Source organism: Micromonospora sp. NPDC020750, assembly GCF_044334565.1.
Classification (GTDB): Bacteria; Actinomycetota; Actinomycetes; order Mycobacteriales; family Micromonosporaceae; genus Micromonospora.
In genome coordinates this window covers 195778-213123 of the sequence record NZ_JBIRTH010000010.1, presented here as the reverse complement: position 1 = coordinate 213123, position 17346 = coordinate 195778, and the positions used below count along the sequence as shown (strand labels likewise).

Here is a 17346-nt window from a genome sequence, read left to right as displayed (position 1 = left end):
CTCGCCTCACCACACCGATCTGCGCGATTCAGACGGTCCCACACTGATGACCTACCTCGAGTGGCTGCGCCGCCGGTGGTGGATCCTTGTGGTGGCCGCGCTGCTGGGCGCGGGCGCCGGCATGCTGGTCAGCCAGGTGCAGACCCGCACATACGTCTCGACGACGTCGCTGCTGGTCCGCCAGGTCGGCCAGGACGCCAACCAGGGCACCAAGGTCAATCTGGACACCGAGGCCCAGGTGGTCCGCTCCCTGGTGGTGGCCGAACGGGCTCGGGCCCTGCTGAAGACGGCCATCCCGCCGGACGACCTGGTCCGCTCACTGTCGGTAACCGTGCCGCCGAACAGTCAGGTGCTCCAGATCGTGTACGAGGCGCAGAGCCCCGAGGCGGCGCAGGCCGGGTCACACTCTTTCGCCCAGGCGTACCTGGACCTGCGGCTGGCCACCGCCACCCGGTCGTTGGAGAACGAGACGACCGCGCTCAAGCAGCAGATCACCGAGACCAACAAGCAGCTCGCCGTAGTCGCCGGGAAGATCGCCGGGGCCCCGTCCAACTCGGTCGAGCGGGCCCGCGCCGAGGCCGAGCGGAACGTGCTGACCAACCAGCTCGCCAGCCTCAACAGCCGGCTGAGCCCGCTGCTGAGCATCGCGCTCGACCCCGGCGAGATCATCTCCGACGCCGCGCTGCCCCGAAAGCCCAGCTCCCCGAACACCACCCTCAACCTGGCCAGCGGCCTCGGCGCCGGGTTGCTCTTCGGCATCGTGGTCGCCCTGGTGCTGGACCGGCTGGACACCCGGGTCCGGCGCGGCCGGGACGTGGCCGAGCGGCTCGGCCTGCCGATGCTGCTGGAGCTGCCGCCCCGGCCGACCGGGCTGACCGTCCTGCCGGCGGCCCACGAGGTCTCCCGGGAGCTCGGCCGGCTGCGCAACGTGTTGCAGTCCACCATGCCCGAATCACGGCCCGGGCGGGGCCGTCTGCTGCTGCTCACCGACACCTCCCCCGGCCCGGCCGCCGGCTTCGTCGTCGGCAACCTCGCCGCGGCGTACGCCCGCACCGGGGCACAGGTCGCGGTGGTCACCACCAAGCCGGACTCCCCGCTGGCCGGGATGCTCGACGGGGTCCGGCCCCGGCACACCCTCGCCGACGTGCTGCGCCACGACGTCTCGGCGCTCACCGCGCTGACCCCGGCCCCCGGCCTGAACCAGCTCCGGGTGCTGCTCCCGGGCAACCTCGACACCGAGGTGGAGCTGCCCGTCGCCACCATGCTGGAGATCCTCGCCGAGCTGGCCGCCCGCTTCGACCACGTGCTGATCGAGACGGCCCAGCCGACGGCGGCGGTCGAGGCGCAGGCGTTGGCCCGGCACGTGGACGGCGTGATCCTGGTGGTCGAGGGCGGGCAGACCCGCAGCAGCGAGATCACCGCCGCGATGCGGCAGTTCGAGCAGGTCGACGCACCGGTCCTCGGCGCGGTGCTGACCCCCCGGCTGACCGACCGGGGCCCGACGGTCCGGCCGGCCCCGCCCACCTCGCCGGCCCGCCGGGGGGGCCCGCCGTCGCCCCGCCCGCGGCCGACGCCCGCCGGGCGGCCCCAGCCGGGCGCGCCGAACTTCGAGTCCACGATGATCCTGCCCCGAGCCGGCGCGGGCGCCCGGGACACCGCCGCCAGGCCGGCCCCCGCCCCGCCCGGCATGGGCAAGTCGGGCCCGGTCCCGCCCGGCATGGGCAAGTCCGGCCCGGTCCCGCCCGGCATGGCCAAGTCCGGCCCGGTCCAGGCCCCGCCGCCTGGGCCGCCGAAGCCGGCGGCCCAGCAGAAGCCCACCGGCAAGTCCACCGTCTACCGCTCCGCCCGGGACGCCGACGGCCCCGACCCCAGCCGGTACTCGATGGCCCTCGACCCGGTCGAGGAGCGGGAGTGACCCGCCGGCGGGCGCTGGGCACGACGCTCGCGGTCGTGCTCGTCGCCGCGCTCGGCGCCGGCTGCGCCGAGGAGCAGGCGCCCGGCGCGACGAACGTGGTGGACCCGGGTTCCCCGGCACCCCGGCCCAGCCCCACCCCGAGCCTGCCGGCCGCGCCGCTGTCCGGAAAGCCGGTCGCGGCGGCGACGGCCGCCCGCCAGGCCGTGGCGGTGCCGCTGCGGGTGACCGCCGGCACCAGCCCGGCCGGGCTGGCCGAGGCCGACCTGGTCTACCAGGAGTTCGCCGAGTCGGAGAGCTTGCACCTGACTGCGGTCTACCAGTCCCGGGACGCCGCCCGGGTAGGACCGGTCGCCGAGATCCGGCCGGTGGACATCCGCACGGTCGGCGTGCTGCGCCCGTTCGTCGGCTACGCCGGCGGGCCCACCGGGTTCCTCCGCCAGTTCGAGGCGGCGGACCTGCCGGGGGTGACCCCGGCGCAGCGCTCGGCCGCGTTCCCGTCCGGCCAGGCGTCCGTCGCCGCGCTGCGGCAGGCGGCCCCGAAGGGCGGCCCCGCGCCGACCCGCGTCTTCGACCACGCCACCCCGGGAACTGCGCTGGCCAGCCAGGGCGTCACCCCGGCCGGCAAGCTGACCGTCACCGCGCCCGGCCACCCCGGCCAGACCTGGACGTACGACGCGGCCAGCTCGTCGTGGCGCGGCCGGGTCGGCAAGGCCACGGTGAGCGTCGCCTCGGTGGTCGTGCTGACGATGGAGTACCGCACCATCGACGTCCGCAAGCCCAGCCCCCGTTCCCTGCCCGGGGCGAACGTGTACGGGTCCGGGGCCGCGGTGGTGGTGTCCGGGCCGTCCAGCGCGAAGGCGCAGTGGAGCAAGCCCGGGCAGAAGCTGGTCTGCAACGTCACCGACACGGCCGGCTACCAGATCCGCCCGCAGCCCGGACCGGCCTGGGTGATCTACGCCCCGAAGACCGCCAAGGTCAGCGTGACATGACCACGGCCGCCCCGCTCCGGCCCAACCCCGGGCCGGAGCCGGCGCGGGCCGGTCACCGTCCGGCCGACCCGCCGCAGAGCCCGCCGGCCGGCGGGGCTCGCCGCTGGTCGCTGCGGCTGCCCGTCGCCTGGCCGGTGACCGCGCTCTTCGTGCTGTACCCGCTGTGGTGGGCGCTCGGCCTGCCCTCGTTCATCTTCGCCATCCTGGCCGTCCCGATGGGCTTCCAGCTCTACCGGCGCGGCGCCGTGCGGGTGCCGCCGGGCTTCGGCCTCTGGCTGATCCTGCTGGCCTGGGTGGTGCTGTCCGGGTTGATGCTCGACATCACCGCCCCCAACACGCTCACCCCGAACGGGTCCGGCCGGTACATCGGCTGGGGCATCCGGGTGATGAACTACACCGCGCTGACCGTGACGATGCTGTACGTGCTCAACCTCAGCGAGCGCGAACTGCCCCGCAAGCGGCTGGTGAGGCTGTTCGGCTTCATGGCCGTGATCACCGTCGTCGGCGGGTACGTCGGCGCGCTGTTTCCCCAGCTCAAGTTCGTCGCGCCGCTGAACTACCTCCTCCCCGCCGCCATCGCCAAGGAACCGTTCGTCAACCGGTTGATGCACGTCGAGGTCGCCCAGGTGCAGGAGGTGCTCGCCGGGGAAGCCAGTTCGCCCCGCCCGGCCGCCCCCTTCGAGTACACCAACACCTGGGGCGAGAACATGGCCATCCTGCTGATCTGGTTCATCGTCGGCTGGGTGGTCCTCGGCCGGGGGCCGCGCAGGCTCACCGGGTACCTGGTGGTGGCCGCCGCCATCTTCCCGATCGTCTACTCGCTCAACCGGGGGCTGTGGATCGGCCTGGTGATCGGCGCGGTGTACGTGGCGGTGCGGATGGCGCTGCGCGGCCGGATCGTCGTCCTGGTCGGGTTGGCGCTGGCCACCGGCCTGGTCGGGGTGGCGGTGCTCGCCTCGCCGTTGGGTGCCCTGCTCAACGAGCGGATGGCCAACGGGCACAGCGACGACATCCGGTCCACCCTGTCCAACGGGGCGGTGGAGGCGGCGAACCACTCACCGGTGCTCGGCTACGGTGGCAACCGGGCGCTGATCGGCAGCAACCGGTCCATCGCGATCGGCAAGTCGGCCGACTGCAAGCAGTGCGGCAACCGGGAGCTGGGCAGCAACGGCCAGCTGTGGAACCTGCTGACCGGCCAGGGGTGGGTGGGCGCGTTCTGCTACAGCGCGTTCTTCCTCTGGTGCCTGTGGCGGTTCCGGCACGACCACACCCCGATCGGCATCGCCGGCAGCCTGGTGCTGATCCTGATGCTGTTCTTCCAGTTCCTCTACGGCTCGCTCAACACCACCCTGGCGTACGGGCTGATCAGCGTGGCGCTGCTCGCCCGCAACGACCTGCACCTGCGCGAACTGCGCCGCGAGGCCCGGCTCGCCGCACTGGAGACGACGGGCCCGCGTGCGTGGCCGGAACGGCGGTCCCACTGATGCTCACCCCACCCCCGGGCGCGGACGCGCGCGGCGCGTACCTGCCCGAGCTGGCCGGCGTGGTCTGGCCGGCGCCGGCCAGACCGGCGCTGCGGCGCGGCGGCCGGGCCGGTTTCGCGGTGGTCCCGTCGGCCGCGCGACCCCGGCTGCTGGTCCCGGCCGGCTCCCGGCGGGCCGCGGCGGGCGCGGTCCGGCACTCCACGGAGGCGCAGGGGGCGAAGGCCCGGCTGCGCCGCGCGGTGCTGGCGGCGGCGTTCCGCACCGGGCTGGGCCGGCTCGCGTTCCGGGACCGGCTGGTGGTCGACGCCGCCGCCGACGCGCTCGACGCGCACCTCGCCGCCGTGCTGGGCCGGCCGGCGCTGCTGAGCATCCACATCGGTCCGGCCCGGGCCAACCGCAAGCCGGTGGTCCAGCTCCTCGACGCCGTCGGCGACCCCATCGGGTACGCCAAGCTCGGCGTCGACCCGCTCACCCGGGCCCTGGTCGACGCCGAGGCGGCGGTGCTGGGCCGGCTGGCGACGCTCGACCTGCCCGGAATCGCAGCGGCCGAGGTGCTGCACCACGGCACCTGGGGCGGGCACGCCCTGCTGGTGCAGAGCGCCCTGCCGGTGGGCCTGCCTCGGGCCGCCCCCGCTCGGGCCGCCGAGGCGGAGCGGGCCGCCATGGTCGCGGTGAGCCGCTGCGTCGGCGTCGACCGCCGGCCGTACGCCGAGAGCGCCCATGCCCGGCGACTCGCCGGCGAGCTGGCGGCGCTCGGTGACCGCCCGGAGGCGGCCCGGCTACGCGCCGTGCTGGCCGAGGTCCGCCGCGCCGACCCGGTGCTCGACCTCGGCGCCTGGCACGGCGACTGGAACGGCGGCAACAGCGCCGCCCTGGCCGACGGCCGGGTGCTGGTCTGGGACTGGGAACGGTTCGCCGACGACGTGCCGGTCGGCTTCGACGCCCTGCACCGTCGGGTGCAGACGGCGATCACCCGGGCCGGCGTGGAGCCGCGGGTGGCGGCCGGGCGGCTGATCGCCGACGCGGCCGGGGCGTTGGCGGAGTTCGGGCAGCCGGCCGGGGTGGCCGATCTGGTGGCGGTGCTCTACCTGGTCGAGCTGGCCGCGCGGTACCTGCGCGACCGGCAGGCCGAGGCGGGCGCCCGGCTGGGACACGTGGCCGCCTGGCTGTTGCCGGCGGTGGAGGATCACCTGGCCGGTCGGCCGGGCGCGGGAGGAGTGGCGAAGTGACGCTGGTAAAGGCACAGGCGCGGCGCGCGGTGCGGTCGGTGAGTCGGACGTACGGCCGGTGGACCGCCGGGTCGCGGCTCGCCCCCGACTTCCTCATCGTGGGCGCCCAGAGGTGCGGCACGACGTCGCTGTTCAAGACCCTCTCGCAGCACCCGGCGGTGCTGCCGGCGAACTACCACAAGGGCGTGCACTACTTCGACACCGGCTACGACCGGGGGATGGACTGGTATCTGGGGCACTTCCCGACGGTTCGCCAGGCCGAGGCGGCCCGGGAGCGGGCCGGGGTGCGCGGGGTGACCGGCGAGTCGAGCCCGTACTACATGTTCCACCCGCTGGCCGGCGAGCGGATCGCGAGGGACCTGCCGGACGTGCGGCTGCTGGTGCTGCTGCGCGACCCGGTGGAGCGGGCGTACTCGGCGCACTCGCACGAGGCGGCCCGGGGCTTCGAGCCGGAGGGCTTCGAGCGCGCCCTGGAGCTGGAGGAGGAGCGGATCGCCGGGGAGCGGGAGCGGCTGCTCGCCGACCCGACCGCGCACAGCCACCACTACCAGCACAACGCCTACCTGACCCGGGGGCGCTACGTCGAGCAGATCGAACGGCTGGAGTCGATCTTCGGTCGGGATCGGCTGCACGTGGTCGACGCGGACGACTTCTTCGCCGACCCCCGGCCGGCGTTCGACGCGGTCTGCGACTTCCTCGGCCTGCCGCACTGGGCGGAGATCTCGTTCGGCAAGCACAACGCCCGGTCCCGCTCGCCCATGGACCCGGCGCTGCGGGCCCGGCTGGAGGAGCACTTCGCCCCGTACGACGAGCGGTTGAGCGCCTGGTGGGGACGCGTGCCGTCGTGGCGACGGTAGCGCCGGCCCGGTCACCGGGCGGCGAGCTGGGCGGGGCGGCCCGGCACGGGGTGGCGAACCTGCTCGGGGTGACGGTCGCGGCGGTCGCCGGGTTCGGCCTGAACATCGTCGTCACCCGGGCCTGGTCCATGGCGGACGCGGGCCTCTTCTTCGCCGCCACCAGCGCCTTCATGATCGCGTACGCGGCGGCCCGGCTGGGCACCGGCGTCGGCTCGGTCTACTTCCTCAGCCGCTACCGCACCCTCGGCCAGCCGGAGCGCATCCGCGCGTCGGTGCTGGTCGGGCTGCTGCCGGTGGTGCTGTTCGGCACGCTGATCGCGCTGGCCGGCTGGTGGGCCGCCCCGCAGATCGTGGCGCTGACCTTTGACGAGCCGGTGCCCGGGGCGGTGCGGGCGCTGCGGGTGCTGCTGGTCTTCGTGCCGGTGGCCGCGCTCTGCGACTTCGCGTTGGCCGCCTGCCGGGGGTTCGGCAAGATGCGCCCGCTGCTGCTGGTCGAGCGGCTCGGTCGGACCGGGCTGCAACTGGTCGGGGTGGGCCTGGTCGCCCTGTTCGGTCTCTCCGCCACCACCGCCCTGCCGCTGGCCTGGGCGCTGCCCTACCTGCCCGCAGCGCTGCTCGGCACCGTGTGGCTGGCTCGGCTGGTCCGGCGGGCCGAGCGGGGGGCGCAGGCCCCACCGGTGTCGCTGCGCGACGAGTTCTGGCCGTACTGGCGCTACAGCGGCCCCCGGGCGCTGAGCGGGCTGGCCCAGATGGCGGTGCAGCGGCTCGACATCGTGCTGATCGGCGCGCTGCGCGGGCTGTCCGAGGCCGCGCTCTACACGGCGGCCACCCGGTTCCTGGCCCTCGGGCAGCTCTCCGGGCAGGCGCTGTCCACCGCCGTGCAGCACCGGCTGGCCGAGCACCTGGTACGCGACGACCGGGCCGCCGCCGGCCGGCTCTACCAGGCCGCCACGGGGTGGCTGGTGCTGCTGGCCTGGCCGGCGTACCTGCTCTTCGCGGTCTTCGCCGAGCCGATGCTGCACCTGTTCGGCGACGGGTACGCCGCCGGCCAGCGGGTGACCGTCTTCCTGGCGCTGAGCATGCTGGTGGCCACCGGCTGTGGCATGGTCGACACGGTACTCAACATGGCCGGCCGGACGTCCTGGACGTTCTACAACGCGCTGGCCGGCACGGTCGTCAACGTGGTGCTCAACGTGCTGCTCATCCCGCGCTTCGGCATCATGGGGGCGGCGGTCGCCTGGTCGGCGTCCATCCTGATCACCAACCTGGTGCCGCTGGCCCAGCTGCACCACGCGTACCGGCTGCACCCGTTCGGTCGGGGCACGCTCGCCGCCGCCGGGCTGGCGGTGGCCTGCTTCGGAGTGCCGGCGCTGCTGGCCCGCACGGTGGTCGACGCCGGGCCGGTCACGTTGGCCGTGCTGGCGGTGCTCGGCGCCGCCGGGTACGCCGCCGGGGTGTGGCGGCTGCGCCGGGTGCTCCAACTCGACGCGCTGCGGGCGCTGCGCCGGGGTCGGCGGCGCTGAGGTCCCGACCACGGGCCTGTCCACTGAACGTCCGCCATCGGCACGCCGGTGGCCTCAGCACACGGGGAAGGTACGGCAACGATGAAGCGGTTCCAGACGGCGGTGGTGCTCCTGCTCGGATCGGCGCTGGCCGTGTCGGCGTGCTCCGAGCCGGCTCCGGACTTCGTGCCGCCGGCCACACCGACCGGCACCGCGCCGGCCGCGGGCCCCCGCCCGGCGGACGGCCTGCGCACCACCGGGCGCGGCCCCGAACTGCCCGGGGAGGGCGTCTGGCTGGGCGCCTGGGTGAAGCCGGACTGGCAGACCCCGGAGGGCCGGGTCGAGGCGCTGACCGCGTTCGGGGAACAGACCCGCGGCAAGGTCGTCCTGGCGCACATGTTCCACGACTGGGAGGACGACTTCCCCGGCCCCACCGAGCACGCGTTCCAGGCGGCCGGGAAGCTCCAGATGATTTCCTGGTCCGGCGCCGACACCCGGTCCATCCGGGACGGGGTGTACGACCAGCTGATCCGGCAGCGGGCCGAGAAGATCAAGCAGTTCGGGGTGCCGCTGCTGCTGCGCTGGCGGTGGGAGATGGACCGCCCCAACCTGACCCAGAGCGTGCACTCCCCGGAGGACTACGTCGCCGCCTGGAAGCGGATCCGGGGCATCTTCACCGAGGTGGGGGCCACCAACGCCGGCTTCGTCTGGTGTCCGCACGTGCAGGGTTTCGTCGACGAGAAGCGCAACGCCGCCGCGTACTACCCGGGCGACGACCAGGTCGACTGGCTCTGCACCGACGTGTACCCGGGCAAGGAGTTCGACGGCTTCGCCGAGCAGATGGACACCTTCATGGCCTTCGCCGCCAAGCACCCCCGGCCGGTGGTGATCGGCGAGTTCGGGGTGACGTACCCGGGTGGGCCCGGCCAGCGCGCCGCCTGGCTGAGCGAGGCCCGCGACTACGTCAAGCAGCACCCGCAGATCAAGGCGGTGGTCTACTTCGCCGCGAAGCAGACCACGAAGCCCGTGTACGACAGCACGTTCAACGACGACCCGGAGGGGCTGGCCGCGTACCGGGAGCTGACCGCCGACCCGTGGTTCGCCGCACCGCCCCCGCCGGTCCCGGTGCACGGCCCCCGTACCGAGTGACGCCGTCCGGCTCGCCCGGCCGGGCCGGCCGGGCCCGGAAAAAGCGACAATGACGACAGGCACATCGGACACCCCGGGGTAGACGCCGCGCGTTCGATGCGCCATCGTGTCCTCAGACTTTTCGTCGCCGGTCGTCGCCTCCCCGACCGGCAGTGACCGACCGGGTCCGCCCGGTCACGGAGGCATTCCCAAATCAGTTCTCCGCCGTTCCTCCGGAGTTGCCCGTGACCCGTCTTCCGGCGCTCACCCGCCGACCGCTCGCGGTCCTGACCGCCACACTCACCGCCACCGGCGTGCTCGTCGCCGGCCCGGCACCCGCCGCGCCCGACCACACCACCGTGGTCGGAGCGGTCCCGTCCACCCTCACCCCCGACATCATCGACGGCACGGTCTTCGCCATCCACGACGCCGGCAGCAAGGTGATCGTCGGCGGCTCGTTCACCGGGGTGCAGGACCGCGACTCCGACGTGACCGTCGCCCGCAAGTACGTGCTGGCCTTCGACAAGGCCACCGGCAAGGTGGACACCACGTTCGTGCCGGCGGTCGACGGCGAGGTCTACGACGTGCTCGCCGGCCCCACCGCCGGCACCGTCTACCTCGCCGGCCAGTTCAACAACGTCAACAGCACCGCCCGCCGCAAGCTCGCCCTGGTCAACCTCTCCAACGGCAGCCTGGTCACCAGCTTCCCCAACCTGGCCTTCAACGGCCTGGTCAACGACGTGGCCCGGGTCGGCACCCGGCTGCTGGTGGGCGGCACCTTCACCACCGTCGCCAGCAAGGCGCGCGGCGGCCTGGTCTCGGTCAACGCCACCACCGGCGCGGTGGACGACTACCTCACCGCCAAGCTGACCGAGCACCACAACTACGACGGGGTCAGCGGCGCGACGGCCGGCGTCGGCGCCGAGAAGCTGGCCGTCTCGCCGGACGGCACCCAACTCGTGGTGATCGGCAACTTCAAGAAGGCCAACGGGGCCCTGCACGACCAGGTGGTCCGGCTCGCCCTCGGCAGCACCGCGGCGACCGTCTCGTCCTGGAACACGAACCGCTACGAGCCGCGCTGCGCCTGGACGAAGTTCGACTCGTACGTGCGGGACGTGAGCTTCTCGCCGGACGGCAGCTACTTCGTCGTCGCCACCACGGGCGGTCCGTCCGCCGGGACGCTCTGCGACGCCGCGGCCCGCTGGGAGACCTCGTCCACCGGCACCGCCGTCCAGCCGACCTGGGTCAACTACAGCGGCGGGGACACCCTGCTCTCGGTGGGCATCACCGAGAAGGCGGTCTACGTCGGCGGGCACTTCCGCTGGTTGAACAACACCTCGGCCACCGACTCGGCCCTCCCGGGCGCGGTCGCCCGACCCAGCATCGCCGCGCTCGACCCGCTCAACGGCCTGCCGCTGGCCTGGAACCCGGGCCGGAACCCGCGCGGGTACGGCGTGGCGGAACTGCTGGTCACCCCGCAGGGCCTCTGGCTCGGCTCCGACCAGCCCTGGATCGGCAACCGCAAGTACCGCCGGGAGCGCATCTCGTTCTTCCCGCTGGCCGGCGGCGCCGCCCCGCACTCCACCGCCACCGCCGCCCTGCCGGGCAACGTCTACCAGGCCGGGGTCGGCAGCGGCACGGCGAACACTGTGCAGCGCCGGTCGTACGACGGGACGGGCGCCGTGGGCGCGGCCGCCTCGGTCGCCAACCCCGACGGCACCACCTGGTCGACGGCCAAGGGCGCATTCTGGGTCGGCGGCACCCTGTTCTACGGGATCAACGGCGCGCTGTGGCGGCGCACGTTCAACGGCACCACGTTCGGCACCCCCAAGCTGGTCGACCCGTACCACGACCCGCTGTGGGACACGGTGGTGACCGGCGGTGGGCCGGAGGGCCAGACGTTCCGGGGCGCCACCGTGAGCTTCTACCCGGAGATCGCGAACGTGACCGGCATGTTCTACACCAACGGGCGGCTCTACTACACGCTCAGCGGGCAGGCCGGCCTCTTCTGGCGCTGGTTCAACCCGGACAGCGGCACCGTCGGGGCAGACAAGTTCACCGTGGCCGGCGCGACCGGCTTCGCCGACTCCGGCAGCGTCTTCGTCTCGGGGTCCCGGATCTACCTGATCAGCCGCACCACCGGCAACCTGTCGTCGGCGAGCTGGGTCAACGGGGCGCCCTCGGGCGCCTGGACCGTGCGCAGCGGCCCCGCCGTCGGCGGGGTCGACTGGCGGGCCCGGGCGGTCTTCACCGGCCCGTAACCGCCGTCCCACGGCGGGGGTCGACCCCGCCCGACCGGTCTCCACCGACGGCCCGGTCCCCTCGCGGGGGCCGGGCCGTCGGCGTCCCGCCGCCCGCGGGGCCCACCGGCGGTCGTCGGGCGGTACGGGGGCATCGCCGTACCGGCCCCGGCTCGCTACTGTCGTGACGTGCCCACAGAGCCTCTCCGCTGCGCCGGCGCGCTTATCGTCGACGACGACAGCCGCCTCTTCGTCCAGCGCCGGTCCCCGCAGCGGGTCCTGTTCCCCGGCACCTGGGACATCGTCGGCGGCCACCTGGAACCGGGCGAGGGGGTCGAGGACGCGCTGCTCCGCGAGGTCACCGAGGAGACCGGCTGGACCGTGTCGCACGTCCTCGGCCCGGTCGGCGAGTACCGCTGGACCGGCGCCGACGGGCTGGACCGGATCGAGGTCGACTTCCTCGTCCGGGTCGACGGCGACCTGAGCCGGCCCCGACTGGAGGAGGGCAAGCACACGGAGTTCCGCTGGCTGGCCGAGCGGGACATCGCCCTGCTGGACGAGCACCGCGACGTCGACGACGGGCTGATCCGGCGGATCGCCGAGGACGCCTTCGCGGCGCTGCGCTCGATCGGTCTGTGAGCGACGACGTCGAGCTCGCGCCGCACCGGTTCGCGGGGCTGGTCGCCCCGCCGGTGGACCGGGTCTTCGTCGCCGGCATCCTCGCCGGCCGCGACGGGGGCGGCGCGGAGCTGAGCCAGCGGTACGGCGGGCCTGCGGCCACCGGCTTCCTGATCGAGTTCCGCACCCGGCTGGCCGCGCCGGGCGGGACCGTCGACCCGGCGGGCTTCGCCGCGGTGACCCGGTACCGGGACCCGGGGTCCTGCCAGCGGGCGCTGGACAAGCAGGTCGCCTACGGCATGCTGCACCGCCGCCCCGACGGCTGCTTCTCCGCGACGGAACGCGGGCAGGCATTCCTCACCGAGATCTACCAGATACACGCCGAGGTGACCGAGGAGCTGTGGGCCGGGCACGACGACCGGGTGCTCCGGCTGGTCGAGGCGCTCGGCCGGCTGCTCACGTACGCGATGGTCGCCGCCGAGGAGGAGCCGGGCTCGGCCGGCGACGCGTTCGTCGTGATGGCACCCCCGCACGAGCCGGACGGCGCCTCGCCGGGGGTGCTGCTGCTCAACCGGCTCGGCACGCTGCGCTACCACCGGGCCGACGCGCACGAGGCCGCGTGGACGGCGGCCGGGCACACCGCGCTCAGCATCACCGAGCTGCCGGCCGGCCCGGAACGGCTGGCCATCGAGCAGGAGACGGACCGGCGGGCGGCGGGCCCGTACGCGGTGCTGACCGCCGACGAGCGGCTGGCCGTGCTCGCCGACCTGGCCGCGCTGCCGGGGTGAACCCCGGTTGACGGCGGGCGTGTTCCGTCCCGGCGCTATCCTCCACCGGTGACCCGGAGTCGTACGAGGGAGAACGTCGCATGATCGGTATGGTGCTCGCCGCCGGTGCGGGGCGTCGACTGCGCCCGTACACCGACACCCTGCCCAAGGCGCTGGTGCCGGTGGACGGTGAGACCACCATCCTGGACATCGCGCTGCGCAACCTCGCCGAGGTCGGGCTGACCGAGGTGGTGATCGTCGTCGGGTACGCCGCCGACGCGGTCGTCTCCCGCCAGGCGGAGCTGGAGAAGCGCCACGGCGTCACGATCAGCCTCGTGCACAACGACAAGGCCGAGGAGTGGAACAACGCGTACTCGCTCTGGCTGGCCCGGGAGCACTTCGCCCGGGGCCTCCTGCTGGTCAACGGCGACACCGTGCACCCGGTGAGCGTGGAGAAGACCCTGCTGGCCGAGCGCGGCCCGGGCATCCTGCTCGCGGTGGACACCATCAAGGCGCTGGCCGAGGAGGAGATGAAGACCACCTTCGACGCCGCCGGCCAGCTCACCCGGATCACCAAGCTGATGGACCCGGGCGAGGCGTACGGGGAGTACATCGGCGCGACGCTGATCGAGCCGCGGGTGGCCGACGCGCTCGCCGACGCCCTGGAGACGACCTGGCGGCGGGACCCGAACCTCTACTACGAGGACGGCTACCAGGAGTTCGCCGACCGGGGCGGGGAGGTGCGGGCGGCACCGATCGGCGACGTCTCCTGGGTCGAGGTCGACAACCACGCCGACCTGGCCCGGGCGCGGGAGATCGCGTGCCGCTGCTAGCCCGCACGGTGCTCACCCCGCTGCACATCGACGTGCGGCGGGGCGCGGTGGCGGACCTGGCCGCGATCCTGGCCGACGGCCGGATCTCCTCCGGCGGCGACGTGGCCGTGGTGGTCGGGCCGGGGCAGGGCGGGCAGATCGCCGAGCTGATCCGCCCGTCGCTGCGCTCGGCGGACGTGTTCACCGTCGCCGGGGGCACCCTGGACGCCGCCGACGACCTGGGCGGCAAGCTCCGGGCCCGCTCGTACGACGCGGTGGTGGGCATCGGCGGCGGCAAGACCATCGACGTGGCGAAGTACGCGGCCACCCGGCGCGGGCTGCCGATGGTCACGGTGGCGACGAGCCTGGCCAACGACGGCATCGCCTCCCCGGTGGCCTCGCTGATCACCGACGGGATCAAGGGCTCCTACGGGGTGCACATCCCGATCGCGGTCATCATCGACCTGGACTTCGTGGAGGCCGGGCCGGAGCGGCACAACCGGGCGGGCATCGGCGACGTGGTGAGCAACATCAGCGCGCTGGCCGACTGGGAGCTGGCCCGCCAGGTCCGGGGGGAACCGGTCGACGGGCTGGCCGCCTCGCTGGCCCGGGCGGGCGCGGAGGCGGTCCTCAACCACCCCGGCGACATGACCGACGACGCGTTCGTCACCGTGCTCGCCGAGGCGCTGATCTCCAGCGGCCTGGCGATGGCGGTGTGCGGCACCAGTCGCCCGTCCAGCGGCGGCTGCCACGAGATCATGCACGCGGTGGACGCGCTCTTCCCGGGCACCGCCTCGCACGGCGAGCTGGCCGGGCTGGGCGCGCTCTTCTGCACCTGGCTGCGGGGAGACCTGCGCCGGTTCCGGGAGATGTCGGCCTGCCTGGCCCGGCACGGCCTGCCCCGGCTGCCGGCCGACGTGGGGCTCGGCGACGACCAGTTCGTCGAGGCGGTGCAGTTCGCGCCAAGGACCCGGCCGGACCGGTACACCATCCTGGAGCACCTGGCGATGTCGCCTTCCGAGACGCGGGAGCGGCTGGCAGACTACGCCGGTGCACTCCGCGACCACCTTGACTGAGCCGTCCCGCCCCTCCGTAGCCGACTTCCACCGGGTCAACCGGGGCGGTGGCCTGTTCAGCGAGTCGGTCAGCCAGTGGCTGGGCGCGGTGTTCGCGCTGGTCGCCCAGCGGCTCGGGCTGCGCCCTACCGCGCTGACCATCGCCAACCTGGTGCTCGGCCTGGCCACCTCCGTGACCGTGGTGGCCCTCGCCGGCCGGGTCGCCGCCGGGGACGTGCCGGCCTGGATGGTCGGCCTGGCCGCGCTGGTCGGCTGGCAGGTCGCGTACTCGCTGGACTGCGCCGACGGGCAGCTCGCCCGGGTGACCGGGCAGGGCAGCGCGGCCGGCGCGCGGGTGGACGTGCTCTGCGACGTGGCCGCCCAGATCGCCCTGGTGGCCGCCCTGTCCGCCACGGCCGTGGCGCAGCGCCCGGAGACGCCGTCCTGGCTGGTCGCCGTCTTCGCGGGCACCTGGATGGTCAACCTGGTGACGTCGGTGATGCAGTCCGGCCCGAACGCGGCCAGCATGGTCACCTCGACCTCGCTGCCGGTGCGGCTGGCGAAGCTGGTCCGCGACTACGGCGCCGTGATCTTCGTGGCCGGGCTGGTGCTGGCGTTCGCCCCGGCCCTGGTGTTCTGGGTGATCGTGGCGTTCACGATCGTCAACGGCGGCTTCCTCCTGGCCAGCATCGCCTTCTCGGCCCGCGCCTCGCTGCGCTGACCCGCCAGTCCTCCGGGGATTTCCGGCTTGGGCTGGTCGGTGGAGACGCGCCCGTGCTGGTGGGAGTCATCGCTGATCTCTGCATTGTCGTGCGCACCGCCCGGTGTCACGTGCCCGCTCCGCCGCCGGGCTACCCGATGTGCGGAACGGCAGCCGAGCGACTTCCCACCCGCCATTTGGACGTCACGACTAACCCACGGGAGATCTTGGTAGAAATCGGCCCCTGGAGGGGCCACTTTCTACCAAGATCTCCGACCCTCCTAAGGCGCGGAACGGAATTCCCGGGAAATGGACGGCCTCGGTAAAAGCGGGCCCAACGCCCCGGTGTGCTCGCCGGTGCGCCACGTCACGATGGCGATGGTCGCGCCAGGTACGCCGTCTTGACGTCGGCCGAAAACCCGCAGGCTCTGTAGAAGGCGTGCGTCGCAGGCCTTCGCGAGCCCGTCATCAGCATCGCCTTGTAGCAGCCCGCATCCCATGCGGCTTGGAGCGTACCGGCCATGATCTGCTTACCCAGACCTGTGCCGCGCCGCGATGCTTCGACGACGACGTTCTCGATGACGGCGTAGGGCGCTGCCGATCGGCTGATGTTGGGATTCACGTTGAGGTACGTCGTGGCGACGACGACCCCATCCACCTCGAGCACGAAGAGATGCAGCGCCGGAGAGCCGAGGATCTGCTGGAAAGCCTCCGCATCAGATCCGTCCTTCAGAACCGGATCGTCGGGGTGCAGTTGCCCGTAGAGGCGGATAACCTGCTCGAAATCGCCAGGACGAGCCTCACGGAACATGCCGGGAGCGTAACCAACGCAGTGAGCCATTCTCATCGCGCGTGGCGGTCGGTCTCGGCCAGGTGCTGGGCAAAGCAACCTTCGATAGCCGCTGCCGGCGGTCGACCGGCGTCGCCGACCGCAGCGGCCGCGGCCAGCATGGTCACCTCGACCAGCCTGCTGGTACGGCTGGTGAAGCTGGTCCGCGACTACGGCGCGGTGATCTTCGTGGCCGGCCTGGTGCTGGCGTTCGCCCCGGCCCTGGTGTTCTGGGTGATCGTGGCGTTCACGATCGTCAACCGCGGCTTCCTCCTGGCCAGCGTGGCCTTCTCGGCCCGCGCCTCCCTGCTGTGACAGCCGTCATCACGACCCTGCGGGCGGTTCGGATCCGTGGTCTTCCGCGCGTTGTCGGCGGAGTTGTTCGAGGACGGCGGTGTCGGCGTCGAGGTCGGGGCGGTCGACCTGGCGGGCGAGGTCGACAACGTGTTCGAGTTCCTGGATCGCCAGGTCGAGGTCACCTCCCGCCCGGTGGACCATCGCGATGTTGTGCCGGGTGACAGCTTCACCGACCCGGTCGCCGACCTCCCGCCGGATAAGGAGCGCCTGGTTGTAGAAGCCGAGAGCCCGCTGCCGGTCTCCCAACCCGGCGTGCACGTGGCCGATGTTGTTGCGTGTGACAGCTTCGCCGGCCCGGTCGCCGACCTCCCGCAAGATGGGCAGCGCCCGGTCGTAGAAGCCGAGAGCCTGCCGCCGATCCCCCAACGTGTCGTACACGTGGCCGATGTTGTTGAGGGTGGCGGCTTCGCCGGCCCGGTCGCCGACCTCCCGCGCGATGGGAAGCGCCTGATCGTAGAAGCCGAGAGCCCGCCGCCGATCCCCCAACCCGACGTGCGCGAGGCCGATGTTGCTGAGGGTGGCGGCTTCGCCGGCCCGGTCGCCGACCTCCCGCACGATGGGAAGCGCCTGATCGTAGAAGCCGAGAGCCCGCCGCCGATCCCCCAACCCGACGTGCACGTGGCCGATGTTGCTGAGGGTGGTGGCTTCGCCGGCCCGGTCGCCGACCTCCCGCAAGATGGGGAGCGCCTGGTGGTAGAAGCCGAGAGCCCGCCGCCAGTCCCCCAACCTGCCGTGCACGAGGCCGATGTTGCTGAGGGTGACAGCTTCGCCGGCCCGGTCGCCGACCTCCCGCCGGATGGGAAGCGCCTGATCGTAGAAGCCGAGAGCCCGCCGCCGATCCCCCAACCCGTCGTACACGAGACC

Annotated in this window: 15 protein-coding genes and 1 pseudogene; 14 read left to right on the top strand and 2 right to left on the bottom strand. The window is 73.4% G+C overall.

The features are described from left to right. Positions 1–46: 46 nt before the first annotated feature. The 13 genes from ACH4T9_RS27555 to ACH4T9_RS27495 all read left to right on the top strand — a co-directional run bounded on the left by ACH4T9_RS27555 (position 47) and on the right by ACH4T9_RS27495 (position 15317). Positions 47–1915 carry a lipopolysaccharide biosynthesis protein gene (locus tag ACH4T9_RS27555; RefSeq protein WP_396671977.1) on the top strand — a complete coding sequence of 623 codons (1869 nt, stop codon included), beginning with the start codon at positions 47–49 and terminating at the stop codon, positions 1913–1915. After that, complete coding sequence (locus ACH4T9_RS27550; RefSeq protein WP_396671976.1) at positions 1912–2904, top strand: DUF3048 domain-containing protein; 993 nt, start codon at positions 1912–1914, stop codon at positions 2902–2904. The genes ACH4T9_RS27555 and ACH4T9_RS27550 overlap by 4 nt, the downstream gene beginning before the upstream one ends. Beyond that, a complete protein-coding gene (locus tag ACH4T9_RS27545) occupies positions 2901–4388 on the top strand; it encodes an O-antigen ligase family protein (protein WP_396671975.1) in 1488 nt (495 codons plus the stop codon). Before ACH4T9_RS27550 ends, ACH4T9_RS27545 begins: the two co-directional genes overlap by 4 nt. Continuing rightward, entirely contained in the window at positions 4388–5617 is a 1230-nt protein-coding gene (locus tag ACH4T9_RS27540) for a hypothetical protein (protein WP_396671974.1), read from the top strand. Before ACH4T9_RS27545 ends, ACH4T9_RS27540 begins: the two co-directional genes overlap by 1 nt. Beyond that, complete coding sequence (locus ACH4T9_RS27535) at positions 5614–6474, top strand: sulfotransferase (protein ID WP_396671973.1); 861 nt, start codon at positions 5614–5616, stop codon at positions 6472–6474. The genes ACH4T9_RS27540 and ACH4T9_RS27535 overlap by 4 nt, the downstream gene beginning before the upstream one ends. Then, the gene (locus ACH4T9_RS27530) at positions 6462–7997 is read left to right on the top strand and encodes a lipopolysaccharide biosynthesis protein (RefSeq protein WP_396671972.1); all 1536 of its coding nucleotides are present in this window, start codon (positions 6462–6464) and stop codon (positions 7995–7997) included. The genes ACH4T9_RS27535 and ACH4T9_RS27530 overlap by 13 nt, the downstream gene beginning before the upstream one ends. An 81-nt stretch (positions 7998–8078) precedes the next feature. Then, on the top strand, positions 8079–9125 hold the full coding sequence (locus tag ACH4T9_RS27525; protein WP_396671971.1) for a glycoside hydrolase family 26 protein: 1047 nt from the start codon (positions 8079–8081) through the stop codon (positions 9123–9125). A gap of 224 nt (positions 9126–9349) precedes the next feature. Continuing rightward, positions 9350–11365 carry a hypothetical protein gene (locus ACH4T9_RS27520; RefSeq protein ID WP_396671970.1) on the top strand — a complete coding sequence of 672 codons (2016 nt, stop codon included), beginning with the start codon at positions 9350–9352 and terminating at the stop codon, positions 11363–11365. A 168-nt stretch (positions 11366–11533) separates the two neighbouring features. After that, on the top strand, positions 11534–11983 hold the full coding sequence (locus tag ACH4T9_RS27515) for an NUDIX hydrolase (protein WP_396671969.1): 450 nt from the start codon (positions 11534–11536) through the stop codon (positions 11981–11983). Continuing rightward, positions 11980–12750, top strand: coding sequence for a hypothetical protein (locus ACH4T9_RS27510; RefSeq protein WP_396671968.1), 771 nt, complete (start codon positions 11980–11982; stop codon positions 12748–12750). The genes ACH4T9_RS27515 and ACH4T9_RS27510 overlap by 4 nt, the downstream gene beginning before the upstream one ends. Before the next feature lie 80 nt (positions 12751–12830). Further along, entirely contained in the window at positions 12831–13562 is a 732-nt protein-coding gene (locus ACH4T9_RS27505; RefSeq protein ID WP_396671967.1) for a sugar phosphate nucleotidyltransferase, read from the top strand. After that, on the top strand, positions 13550–14617 hold the full coding sequence (locus ACH4T9_RS27500) for an iron-containing alcohol dehydrogenase family protein (protein WP_396671966.1): 1068 nt from the start codon (positions 13550–13552) through the stop codon (positions 14615–14617). The genes ACH4T9_RS27505 and ACH4T9_RS27500 overlap by 13 nt, the downstream gene beginning before the upstream one ends. Further along, positions 14592–15317 (top strand): CDP-alcohol phosphatidyltransferase family protein, encoded by a 726-nt coding sequence (locus tag ACH4T9_RS27495; RefSeq protein ID WP_396671965.1) that lies wholly within the window; start codon positions 14592–14594, stop codon positions 15315–15317. The genes ACH4T9_RS27500 and ACH4T9_RS27495 overlap by 26 nt, the downstream gene beginning before the upstream one ends. Positions 15318–15663: 346 nt before the next feature. On the opposite strand, the gene ACH4T9_RS27490 is transcribed toward ACH4T9_RS27495, so the two are convergent. Then, positions 15664–16107, bottom strand: coding sequence for a GNAT family N-acetyltransferase (locus ACH4T9_RS27490; protein ID WP_396671964.1), 444 nt, complete (start codon positions 16105–16107; stop codon positions 15664–15666). A 129-nt stretch (positions 16108–16236) separates the two neighbouring features. Here ACH4T9_RS27490 and ACH4T9_RS27485 point away from each other — a divergent pair. Continuing rightward, positions 16237–16440, top strand: a pseudogene (locus ACH4T9_RS27485) (CDP-alcohol phosphatidyltransferase); the annotation flags it as partial. A 9-nt stretch (positions 16441–16449) separates the two neighbouring features. On the opposite strand, the gene ACH4T9_RS27480 reads toward ACH4T9_RS27485, so the two are convergent. Then, the coding region (locus tag ACH4T9_RS27480; RefSeq protein WP_396686868.1) for a tetratricopeptide repeat protein at positions 16450–17346 on the bottom strand (897 nt) is incomplete at its 5' end.

What these genes read in the sequence shown, in the direction of transcription:
- ACH4T9_RS27505 (WP_396671967.1), top strand. Translation starts at nt 12,831, where the DNA reads ATGATCGGTATGGTGCTCGCCGCCGGTGCGGGGCGTCGACTGCGCCCG.
- ACH4T9_RS27525 (WP_396671971.1), top strand. Translation starts at nt 8,079, where the DNA reads ATGAAGCGGTTCCAGACGGCGGTGGTGCTCCTGCTCGGATCGGCGCTG.
- ACH4T9_RS27540 (WP_396671974.1), top strand. Translation starts at nt 4,388, where the DNA reads ATGCTCACCCCACCCCCGGGCGCGGACGCGCGCGGCGCGTACCTGCCC.
- ACH4T9_RS27545 (WP_396671975.1), top strand. Translation starts at nt 2,901, where the DNA reads ATGACCACGGCCGCCCCGCTCCGGCCCAACCCCGGGCCGGAGCCGGCG.
- ACH4T9_RS27555 (WP_396671977.1), top strand. Translation starts at nt 47, where the DNA reads ATGACCTACCTCGAGTGGCTGCGCCGCCGGTGGTGGATCCTTGTGGTG.
- ACH4T9_RS27490 (WP_396671964.1), bottom strand. Translation starts at nt 16,107, where the DNA reads ATGTTCCGTGAGGCTCGTCCTGGCGATTTCGAGCAGGTTATCCGCCTC.